This window comes from Wolbachia endosymbiont of Drosophila seguyi (assembly GCF_028981765.1).
Classification (GTDB): domain Bacteria; phylum Pseudomonadota; class Alphaproteobacteria; order Rickettsiales; family Anaplasmataceae; genus Wolbachia; species Wolbachia pipientis.
In genome coordinates this window covers 1-3,765 of record NZ_JAPQLM010000112.1, presented here as the reverse complement: position 1 = coordinate 3,765, position 3,765 = coordinate 1, and the positions used below count along the sequence as shown (strand labels likewise).

3 protein-coding genes are annotated in these 3,765 nt (G+C 32.9%); 1 reads left to right on the top strand and 2 read right to left on the bottom strand.

Translation table 11 applies throughout. From position 1 onward, the window contains the following. Nucleotides 1-475 precede the first annotated feature (475 nt). Nucleotides 476-1,906, bottom strand: coding sequence for a 2-polyprenylphenol 6-hydroxylase (ubiB, locus tag OZD62_RS02510; RefSeq protein WP_070356945.1), 1,431 nt, complete (start codon nt 1,904-1,906; stop codon nt 476-478). Further along, nucleotides 1,903-2,643: a metal ABC transporter ATP-binding protein gene (locus tag OZD62_RS02505; RefSeq protein WP_038199232.1), complete on the bottom strand. Its 741-nt coding sequence runs from the start codon at nt 2,641-2,643 to the stop codon at nt 1,903-1,905. The genes ubiB and OZD62_RS02505 overlap by 4 nt, the downstream gene beginning before the upstream one ends. Here OZD62_RS02505 and OZD62_RS02500 point away from each other — a divergent pair. After that, nucleotides 2,635-3,516 (top strand): zinc ABC transporter substrate-binding protein, encoded by an 882-nt coding sequence (locus tag OZD62_RS02500; RefSeq protein ID WP_275019359.1) that lies wholly within the window; start codon nt 2,635-2,637, stop codon nt 3,514-3,516. The two genes, OZD62_RS02505 and OZD62_RS02500, sit on opposite strands and share 9 nt — an antisense overlap. Nucleotides 3,517-3,765: the final 249 nt, after the last annotated feature.

The window sequence follows — 3,765 nt, the reverse complement described above, 5'->3', positions numbered from 1 at the left end:
ACCTAGCTATGAGTAGGGTTATGTTAAAGAGGGAATATGCTTGAATTTACTAGTTTCCGGACAACCTCTAGTTGAAATAGCGCAGTTACTCACCCCATAAATTTGGTGCTCTCTTTCAATCAAAGGTGTCTTGCTGCTTGAAATGTTTTCTTTGTAAAAATTTGGCTTATCTTTATATCATCTCATTCAAACAGCATTAACATAACTTATGCCTTTTTTGGATGTAGAAATTTTCTAGGAATTGTCTTTTTGAATTCTATGGTATTTTGTTTAACATTGAAACAAGAGGCCAGTGTCACGCACTGGCATGACACCCATTTGTTCCTATAGTTGTCTTTTCTCGTCTACCTTATTTTGCCACTCTGCTGAACAGATACATAAAGAAAGTGGAAAATTGGACATTCTCAACTCGGCTCCTGCAGATTAAAAATTAAGTTGAATAAAAATTGGATTTGACGCAGTTTTTTCCCATAGTTTAAGAAATTAAAAGTTTAACGATTAGAATTATAATTACAAACCACAATAAAAAATAGACTTTTCCATTTGATTTATTTTTAATTTGGATGTTTTCTAATTTTTTATCAGCTATTAGGTTTAATTTTTCTATAAGGCTAAATATCCCTTGGATTGTTTTTACAGGATAAGAACTTCTAATTTTTTCCCTATACCCTATTTTATTTTCATGTTGACTGCTTATCCACGCTTCAACTACTTTCCACATATTGATTTCTGAGTAGATCTTTCTACATGTCCCTTCCAGTAAAATCATAGTTTTCTGCAGCAATAACAATTGTGTTTGAACTTTCATATCAAAATCACCAGTTATTTTTAATAGCTGAGCAAGTAAACTAGCAAATGAAATCTTCTGTATAGGCTGCCCAATAATGGGTTCACCTATTGCCCTGCAAGCTGTGACAAAATTTCTATGCTGTGATGAAACATAACCAGCCCTAAAGTGCATTTTTGCAACGTGATCATAATCCCGATTTAAAAAGCCTTTGAGTATCTCTATAACGTAATAGCATGTCTCACGATCTATTCTACCCATGATTCCACAATCCAGGGCAATAATATTGTTATTACTATCAACCATTAGATTTCCAGGATGCATATCAGCATGAAAAAAACAATCCCTGTATACTTGATTGCAAAACGATTCTATAAGATTGATAGCTATTTGCTTACGATTATTCAGTTTTTCAACTTCGTATATTGGCGTTGCTTCTATCCATTCTAATGTTAAAACCTTTTTCGAAGTTCTATTCCAATCTATTTCAGGTACGTAAAAACCTCTGTCATTTTTTGTGTTTTCCTTTAGTTCCGAAGAGTGAGCAGCTTCAAAACGTAGATCTAACTCTAATCGGCAAATTTCAGCAAAAGTTTTGACTAATTCAATTGGCCTCAGCCTTTTTGATTGTTCGCTAAATTTTTCTGCAATTTCTGCAAGCCAAGAAAGCATTTTTATATCCCTTGAGAATGTTTTCTCAATATTTGGCCTTAAAACCTTCACAGCAACTTCCTTACCCTCAGTTGTAACCGCTCTATGCACCTGAGAAATCGATGCTGCTGCAATTGGCTTTTCAGAAAAGCTTGAAAAAATGTCGCTCAATTTACAATTAAACTCACTTTCTATAGTTTTAACTGCTATTTTATGTGAAAATGATGGCAATCTATCACATATCAATAACAAGTTATTTGTTATATCCTCATTTAAAACATCAGTACGTGATGAGATAGACTGCCCAAACTTAATGAACACCGGACCTAATTTTTCAAGAGCACACTTTAGCTTGTGGCCTTGTATTTTATTTATTGATTTTTTTGATGGTGGAAGTAAATAAGGTAATATATTGTAACGCGTCAGCACCGTAGTTATGTGCAGAAGACGCAAAATATTTTGAATCATTTCGCTGCGTAACTGCTAAATATTTCATTTAGGGTTCTATTTTTCATAATCTCATCAGGCTTGCCTTGGCAATAGATAGTATTATTTATACAAATTATGTAATCTGAGGATGGTAGAGCAGAGTTAAGATCATGAGAAGTCATAAGAATCGATACCAATCGTTTTTTTGCTATTTTATTTATAATATCATAAAATTTAGCCCGCGCGTTAATATCCATTGCACTAACTGGTTCATCTAGAATGATCAAGTCAGGCTCTGCAATTAAACAACGTGCAAGCAGTAATAATTGTGTTTGCCCTGCAGAAATTTCTAACACTTGATTTTTCAAAATGTTACCGATACCAGCCAACTCTATCGTTTCTGTAATAATGGATTGATTTTTCTTTAGTCTTTTCAAGGAGCTATTTAAAAGAAAATATTCAACTGTTATTGGCATCAAATTACTAATACTAAAATTTTGCGGCATGTAGCTAATTTTTGTGTTCTCAGCTAACACAATATTTCCAGTATAATTTTTATTTATACCAGCAATTGCTTTCACTAAAGAGGTTTTACCTCCACCATTTGGACCAAGTATTGTAATTATGTCTCCTCTTTCCATGAACATATTGATATTGTCAAGGATTCTTTTACCATCATATGCGAGAGCAAGATTTTCTATTTTTAGAACACGATTATTGACATTATTCAATTTATTGACAAAATTTAACTTCTTCTCAACGTTTATATGAGACATTTACTGGCTTTTTTTCTATTACTTTCACTTACACTATACTATAATATTGCCTTTTCATCCAATTTAAAAGTTGTAGCTACAATCAAACCTATCCACTCACTTGTAGCTTCTGTTACAGAAGGGATTTTAGAACCGGAATTGCTTGGCTATGCAACATCTGCACATAATGATATATTAAAGCCATCTGATGCGAGTAATTTAGAATCAAGTGACGTTATATTTTATGTTGACGATAACTTAGAGACGTTTGTTCAAACTTTCGCCAAAAATAATAAAGAACTAGTGCAATTGTCAAAGGCAATCAACCTACTTCCTACTCGGCCACATTCATTTTCTAGAAAAATCACTCACATTCAAGATGAAAAAGATTTACACATGTGGCTGAGTCCCGAAAATGCAAAGAGCATGATACTTTCTATAAGTGCAACATTGTCTGACATAGATAAAGGAAATTCCCATCGATACAGTTCTAATGCAACAAAAGCTATAAAAAAAATAGACCAAGAAGTAAAAGAAATCATGAAAGAACTGAATGATTTTAAAAATCAAAAATACATCGTTACTCATGATGCTTATCAATATTTTGAAAAATATTTCGGTCTAAATCATCCAAGCGCTATTCTTTCCATAGAAGAGGATTCTTACATAGGTATGAAGAGTTTAATGAAGCTAAAAAAGATAATGAAGGAAGAAAACGTTAAATGTATATTTGCTCATTCACAGGAAGATAGCATAAAGCCTAACGCCCTTTCTAATGACGCAAAAATGGTAGTTCTTGATCCTATTGGATCAGACATAGAGCCTGGAAAAGATGCATATCTAGCTATAATCAATAGCATTGCACAAAATTTTAAGTCTTGTTTTGTTGAGTAATAAGTTCCCTTTTAGCTTACTGTTTTATTGTTCTACAAATCAAGAAGAAGTGAGTTTACAACAAATGGTGTCATTCCAGTCTGGAATCCAGCTTTTTCATAATCATCAAAACGTTGTATTTTAACATAAAATGGCTGCTTTTATGCTTACTAACTTAATAAAATTCCTGGATCCCAGTGGGCTTTGTTGCATCACACTTTATGAGATGGTGATTTATGGTAAATTCATGTAACTATCTCAAATTTAGCC

What these genes read in the sequence shown, in the direction of transcription:
- ubiB (WP_070356945.1), bottom strand. Translation starts at nt 1,906, where the DNA reads ATGATTCAAAATATTTTGCGTCTTCTGCACATAACTACGGTGCTGACG.
- OZD62_RS02500 (WP_275019359.1), top strand. Translation starts at nt 2,635, where the DNA reads ATGAGACATTTACTGGCTTTTTTTCTATTACTTTCACTTACACTATAC.
- OZD62_RS02505 (WP_038199232.1), bottom strand. Translation starts at nt 2,643, where the DNA reads ATGTCTCATATAAACGTTGAGAAGAAGTTAAATTTTGTCAATAAATTG.